The 6,433-nt window shown below is 45.9% G+C and carries 7 protein-coding genes; 2 read left to right on the forward strand and 5 right to left on the reverse strand.

Features of this window, described 5'->3' with window-relative positions:
- Window positions 1-205: 205 nt before the first annotated feature.
- The gene (locus AXG56_RS05970; protein ID WP_062513563.1) at window positions 206-928 is read left to right on the forward strand and encodes a 3-ketoacyl-ACP reductase; all 723 of its coding nucleotides are present in this window, start codon (window positions 206-208) and stop codon (window positions 926-928) included.
- A gap of 96 nt (window positions 929-1,024) precedes the next feature.
- Here the strand turns inward: AXG56_RS05970 and AXG56_RS05975 are convergent, their stop codons facing one another.
- From AXG56_RS05975 to AXG56_RS05990, 4 genes are read right to left on the reverse strand one after another with little or no spacing between them, the layout of a single operon-like run.
- Window positions 1,025-2,374, reverse strand: coding sequence for a hypothetical protein (locus tag AXG56_RS05975; protein WP_008639813.1), 1,350 nt, complete (start codon window positions 2,372-2,374; stop codon window positions 1,025-1,027).
- On the reverse strand, window positions 2,367-2,936 hold the full coding sequence (locus AXG56_RS05980; RefSeq protein WP_062513566.1) for a GNAT family N-acetyltransferase: 570 nt from the start codon (window positions 2,934-2,936) through the stop codon (window positions 2,367-2,369). The genes AXG56_RS05975 and AXG56_RS05980 overlap by 8 nt, the downstream gene beginning before the upstream one ends.
- Before the next feature lie 37 nt (window positions 2,937-2,973).
- On the reverse strand, window positions 2,974-3,459 hold the full coding sequence (locus AXG56_RS05985; RefSeq protein WP_062513568.1) for a GNAT family N-acetyltransferase: 486 nt from the start codon (window positions 3,457-3,459) through the stop codon (window positions 2,974-2,976).
- Window positions 3,456-4,670, reverse strand: coding sequence for an EAL-associated domain-containing protein (locus tag AXG56_RS05990; protein ID WP_062513570.1), 1,215 nt, complete (start codon window positions 4,668-4,670; stop codon window positions 3,456-3,458). The genes AXG56_RS05985 and AXG56_RS05990 overlap by 4 nt, the downstream gene beginning before the upstream one ends.
- 245 nt (window positions 4,671-4,915) lie before the next feature.
- Between AXG56_RS05990 and AXG56_RS05995 the strand changes: the two genes are divergently transcribed.
- Complete coding sequence (locus AXG56_RS05995) at window positions 4,916-5,833, forward strand: hypothetical protein (RefSeq protein ID WP_062513573.1); 918 nt, start codon at window positions 4,916-4,918, stop codon at window positions 5,831-5,833.
- A gap of 84 nt (window positions 5,834-5,917) precedes the next feature.
- On the opposite strand, the gene AXG56_RS19735 is transcribed toward AXG56_RS05995, so the two are convergent.
- Window positions 5,918-6,433, reverse strand: a 516-nt coding sequence (locus tag AXG56_RS19735; protein ID WP_304439379.1) for a collagen-like triple helix repeat-containing protein, incomplete at its 5' end; no start/stop codon positions are given.

Below are 6,433 nucleotides of genomic sequence, written 5' to 3' on the forward strand. Positions count from 1 at the left end.
CTATAAAAAGAATAATGTAAAGCCACCTTTACGTCAAGGTAACTTTACATTATTCTTTTCGATTCCCTGAGTTGTTTTTCAAGCAAGCTTTTTGTTTACCATAATTTTTTTATGTATAGTAAATGTGTGGGAATGATTTTTTATCGTGCTTCCTTTTTGCAAGAAGGCTGTATACGTCGTAAAATCAAAAGAAAGGAGGATGAATATGGCACAACAGATAAGTAATAAAATTGCGTACATAACCGGTGCAGGAAGAGGGATTGGTAAGGCCACTGCTTTGGCACTGGCAGAAGAGGGTGTTCACCTTGGCTTGATGGCCCGAACGGAGAGTTCTCTCCATGAGGTGGCTGAGGAAGCCGCGAAGTATGGTGTTAAAGCCGTCACAGCTCCTGTAGATATTTCGGACATCCAAGCGGTCAATAAAGCCGTAGCAACATTGGAGGCAGATTTGGGAAAAGCGGACATCCTTATTAATAACGCGGGGATCGGCTTGAACGGATCGTTCCTTGAGCTGGAGCCTGAAGAGTGGAAACGGACGTTTGAAGTAAATGTCTATGGTACTTACCATGTCACTAGAGCCGTCCTTCCTCACATGGTGGATAAGAATAAGGGAGATGTCATCATGATCTCATCCAGCAACGGTCTCAAAGCCACAGCAGGTTCAACTTCCTACAGCGCTTCTAAATTCGCTGTCCAGGGTATGACGGAAGCATTAATGCAGGAAGTTCGCCGCCATAACATTCGCGTCTTCACCATGAACCCGAGTCTTGTCGCAACAGAACTTGTCTTTGGTGACGAGCTGGAGGAGAAGAACGAAGACAAATTCATGCAGCCGGAAGACCTGGCAGAATTCATAATTTCCCAGTTGAAACTGGAGCAGCGTATTTTCATTAAACAATCGCTTCAATGGGCAACCAATCCATTTTAAATCAAAACACCTCTCATTTTATTGATGAGAGGTGTTTTGATTTCCCTTTCTTATTCCCGCTTTTCTTATAGGATTACTGATTAAAGACACCGTTTTTCATGGGCTTAATTGTTTTGAAATCACATCCGCGATGTATACACCGGAGGCAGCTGCCTGGGAGAGAGAATGCGTTTCGCCAGAGCAGTCTCCAGCCAGATAAAGTCCGGAAATCTCCGTTTCAAAGCAGCGGTCTGTCGACATTTTCGGTTCATAAAATTTAGCATCCATTCCATAAAGAAGGGTATCCTCATCCATAGTTACACCAGTCCAATTCTCTAACCTTCGGAGCAGCGTTTCCATCGCTGAAATATAAAGATCGGGAACTTCATCTTTAAGAAAACCAGGGTCCGCCGCAAGGGAAGGTTTGACCCGGTTGTAAGTCAATGTTGACGTTGGTTTGTTCTGCCGAAGATCCCCGAGCCGCTGGACGAGAATTCTTTCATCCTTTCGATTAATTCCTCCCAGCACCTTGGATGCTGCTTTCATAGCAGCTTCGTATGTATGGAAATACTGAGGAACGAAAAGGGTGAAATTTAAATTGCCGCTCGGACCGCCTCCCTCGTATTGATTCTGCCCATCTGCCATCGTCCATCCGTGCTGAAACTTTCTAATAATCCTTCCGTCCGGGTTCATGCAGTAGGTCGTAGCCTCCCATTCGTCCGCTGCTATCCTCCATTTTGTTTCAAATGTGCGATCCAGAATGCTGTCTAGCTGGCCACGCTTCATCTCCACTCTAAGCCCGAGATCAAGCCTTGTTTTCGAAGATTTTAATCCTAGTTCCGCTGCCTGATTGAGCATCCAGTCACTCCCGCTTTTTCCTGTTGCAAAAATCACCTTTTTTGTTCGGATGATCCCTTCACTCGTGCGGAGAAGAAAAACGTTCTCATTCGACGTGACCTCATATACATCGGTCTGGAAAGAGAAGCTGATGGATTTCTTCAAGGTTTCAAACATGTTCTGAAAAACACGTTTTGATACTTTTGTTCCCAAGTGCCGGACAGAGGTGGTCAGCATCTCCAGGGAGTGTTCACGCGCCTCTGCTGCCAATTCCTTATTCCACGTGTGATAGATCCTCTTCACGTCCCCACCATAATCACAAAGAATGTCATCAACAGCCTTCATGTATTCCATCGCTTTTCTGGAGCCGATTTTCTTATACAGTTCTCCTCCAAAACCATTGGTATAATTGAATTTCCCTTCGGATTTTCCGAGACCGCCAAAGCCGAAATAACGATCGCATAACTGAGCGCACGTACACGATTGTCCAATCTCCGACCCACAAAAACGATTGGCAAGAGGTTTTCCTTTATCTATTATTTTGATGGATAAAGGGTTTCTTTTCTGTGCCAGACGACAAGCAAGGAAGGCAGCACTTACACCGGCACCAATGATGGTGACGTCATACATCGGTCTTCACCTTTGCGTACACACACGTATCCGTAAGTTTCGATCCATCAACAGATTTGTCTTCATTCCTTAAGATCCCTTCAAGATCAAACCCCAGCCCTTCCGGGACAGCTCTGCTCCGTCGATTGCCGGACTCGCACCGTATTTCCACCCGTGCACAATGCAATCCTCTGAATGCATAATCTGTCAGCATCGATACCGCTTCCCTCATGTACCCTTTACCTGTTGCCTGCTTATCCAACCAGTACCCGATCTCTACTGCCGGGACATTCCAATTGATCCTGTGGAATCCACACGTCCCGACATAGCTGCCGCTTTCTTTCTCAAACAGAAGGTACCGGAGGTTTGTGCGAAGGTAGAATTTCGCACGGGATTCGCGCGCGTTCGCTTCTGTTTCTTCTACTGTGGGAAGCTGCTGCACGAAACCAAGCCAAGGACGCAGTTCCTCTATTGATCTGCGAATCGACGCATTGATCTCAGCCCCGTCCCCTGGTTCAGGTATCCTTAAGATTAACCGATCCGTTTCTAACTTCTCTTTCACATCCACCATTACCGGATTCAAAGTAACACCCCTTAAAAAAGAATATCTTTCACCCGCCTTATTCCTTCTTTCCAGTCGCTTCTCTCACCATAGTTATAAACTTGTCCGGACCACTATAGAAGGCTTGATCTGCCTCAAAACCCATCCGTGAATAAAGACGGATGGCACGCCTGTTAAACGTGGCAACAGATAGACGCAGACAGCTTTCGGAGTCTTTTTCCACCTCATCCAGTACAGCTTTGAAAAACGGTGTTCCTTTTCCCTGTCCCGTCCAGGACGGCTTCAACCCTACTCCAAGATCCGTACAACGGCGCTCATAGGCTCCAAAAGGATACCCAGCGGGGACGCGGGCACTCGGACCAGTACAATAGAAGCCGATGAGGTTCTCCCCTACAAACGCTGCCACATAGCTTCCATCCAAACGCTCCTTCACATTTTCTTCGTTTACAGCTACATTATAAAAATCATAGGGCGGCTCATAAGCGAAACAAAGAGATTCTATCGCCAGCTTCTTCGTCATTGGATGAAAAGTGATGGACGTCATTGCAGTAAACACTCATGATTATAGAGATAAGCATAGCGTAAATCGATGAAGAGAAAATGAGTGTCCGTAAGCGGAAAACTAAAGGTACGAACCATTTCCTTCGTTTCAATATCGGAATAAAGGTCGGACAACAGCCCGGTATTCCAAGCCTTCATACGCATAACGTTCTCAAGGAAATATGGACGAAAAGCCCAGTTAGATCCTTTTTTGTGCGGCTCCATCTGCCATTCACTGTCACGCTTCCGAAAGTTGGCAGATACTTGCTGCCCTTCTCCATTACAAACGAACATCCGAAAACTCTCCTCATCAAAAAGATCCGTCACTTCTGCAATGAAAGTATCCGCTTTTTTAGGGCCCTCCCATTTTACCAGCAGTCCTTTCACCTTTTCTTCCCATTGCCTTACAAATAGCAGCCGTTCTTCTATAAGTGTGCGCTGTCTATGGACATATCTTTTTACCTTTTCGGACAGATCGACAGCCAGTGACTCCTTTTCAACAAGGTCAAACGACGGATACGCTAAGTAATACCCTTGGTAGTACCTGCTCCCATTTTTCCATGCGAAATAAAGCTGGAAATCATCCTCTATGTTTTCAAATAAGAGGGCTGCTCCTATCCTGTGGGCCAGCATAGACAAGGAAAACATGACATCCTGGAATTCGTCCCCGTTATGCTTACGGATAATGCCTGAATCTATTTTAAGAATATGCGGCTCTAATTGACGGATTCGGTCAATGTTCGAACTTTTTGCTCCGACGTGGTCTACGGCTACTTGAATACCGTACGTCTTGTAATATAGGAGAAGGTGACCGAGCGTTTCGAAATCTTCATCAAAATCATGCTCCGTCACTTCAATCACGACCCTGTTCAAGTGAAAACCTTTTTGGTCATACAAAAGAAGCGTCTCCAGAAGAGCTTCTCCATCGTTCACGAGGAGCTGGCTGGCATTCCTGTTGATGAACAGCATTCCGTCCTTCTCCATCTCCAACATCTCGTCCATTGCAAGTTTCAACAGGTGTTGATCGACTTCCTCTTTGAATTCTTCCGGCACATCTTCATCTTGGAAAAAAGGGCCCAATGACTTCCAGCGGTCTTCATCCTGGATACGTCCCAATACCTCATATCCGATCACATCATGATCGATTGCTCCAATCACCGGTTGGAAGACAGGCTTGATATTATGTAAATTCCCAATGACATCGAACGGGTCCATGTGTCCTCCTCCTCTTATCCTTTTCCCACATTATACAACAATTCTGACTATGATCTAGAACATTTCCACCTTTTCTACCCATCTCCCCGCAACCTCAGGGAGCAATCGCAGCGATATTTTCGGCATGCTTTCCACTTTCTAAACAAACCGGCGCCGTATGTGTAAATACAGCAAAAAATAGTTCACCGATCTGGGCATTCGCACATACGTTATCAAAACAAGTGACTTTTGGAGGAGGGCGGGGTATGAAAGAGATGGAATCAACCTGCGTTCGTGTTAAAGAAGTATATGACTGGATGGAAACCCGTACATGTAAAGAATTGGTGCGCCGCGTACTCGTTCCTAATTCCACTTCCGAAGCAGAAGAGTGTATTTGTATTCCTTATTATGTAAGAAATGATTCAGAAGACCCTTCGCCCATTTATACAACCGTCGGACTTAATGCTGTAGAAAGCTGTTATGCTGTAACCCATACATGCACCGGGAACTGTGAACTGACTATATTAGTCAATGGAAAGGAAGAGACTTCCCTCGCTTCCGGGGATACGCACCTGGCTGAAAAGGATCATCTAGAATCGATCACCATTCTTCCAGATCCTTATGGGCAAGGATGCAAGGGGACTTTGACCTTGGATATTTCTTACTCCGCCGGCTCCCCGGCTCGCGAGTTTCAACGGAGAGAGCTCCCCTGTTATTTAACCACCGCAGAAGGAACTATCCTAACGTCTGCTGGTGCAGATACGTTCTACTGGCAGATTGAGAAAACATCCGAACAGCGCTCTTTCCCTTTGAGGGACGGAAGCCGGGTTCTGCTTAATAAAATTTCAGCAGCTTTCCGCACACACGTTACCGTAGATATTTATGATCGTGCTGGTGACGTCGTTACCCCCTGTACCTTCCCCGTAGAAATAGAAGAGACGTACTATCTATGTGCACCGGATGGTTGCAAATTCGAGGGATATGTTACTGAATTTCTTCCCAACGCATACGTCATCCCTGCAGAAGAAAATGGATGCGTATGTCTGGATATCCATCTATCCTTATGTATCTCCCATCGCATGAAAGCCTTCGGTGACCGAACAGCAGCTATAAGGGGAGCACTATGTTCACCTAGAGAAGACATTCCTCTTCCATGTACTCCCCCACCTGTATCCATCTGTTAATACGTGCGTATATTTCTATGCGTATTACAAGAAGCATTTGCCGGCTCCCCTAATTCTTAAAAGAAGCTGGCGAAATACTTCTCGTTATACTAATTCGTCATCAATACGGATGATTGTAAGAGTAGCTCCTTGACCATCCTGCAAAGTTGCTGCACCCAGGAGGCCGAATAATTCAAGGCTAATCGTGTCTCCCACATCCAGGGATACTATAATATCCGCATTAAAACTGCTGACACTTAACACAGGGTTGGTCTCAGAGGCTTCCAATGGAGTACCATTGACCGTAAGTCTTGCTCCCAATAGTAATGCAGCTGTTGTATTTACTTTGTAGGACAAATAATAACGCCCGGAAAGTGTGATAGTAAATACCGTGTCTGTAGGATCTACTGTGATATTTTTTACATTCTGTGAGTTCGGTAATGGAACGGTTGTTCCTCCAAGTACCACAGCAATTAGAGCTCCTTCTGTATTAGCCGCGAATCCAGATGTTTCCGTAACAACAGGACCTGCTGGACCAGCGGGTCCTACTTCTCCTTGCGGGCCTGCCGGACCTGTTTCTCCCTGTGGACCTGCCGGGCCTGTTTCTCCCTGCGGACCTGC

Origin of the sequence: Halobacillus sp. KGW1 (genome assembly GCF_001592845.1) — a bacterium.
Lineage (GTDB): Bacteria > Bacillota > Bacilli > Bacillales > Halobacillaceae > Halobacillus.

Excerpts from the sequence above, each read along its gene's own strand:
- AXG56_RS05970 (WP_062513563.1), top strand. The coding sequence starts at position 206 with ATGGCACAACAGATAAGTAATAAAATTGCGTACATAACCGGTGCAGGA.
- AXG56_RS05975 (WP_008639813.1), bottom strand. The coding sequence starts at position 2,374 with ATGTATGACGTCACCATCATTGGTGCCGGTGTAAGTGCTGCCTTCCTT.
- AXG56_RS05985 (WP_062513568.1), bottom strand. The coding sequence starts at position 3,459 with ATGACGTCCATCACTTTTCATCCAATGACGAAGAAGCTGGCGATAGAA.
- AXG56_RS05990 (WP_062513570.1), bottom strand. The coding sequence starts at position 4,670 with ATGGACCCGTTCGATGTCATTGGGAATTTACATAATATCAAGCCTGTC.
- AXG56_RS05995 (WP_062513573.1), top strand. The coding sequence starts at position 4,916 with ATGAAAGAGATGGAATCAACCTGCGTTCGTGTTAAAGAAGTATATGAC.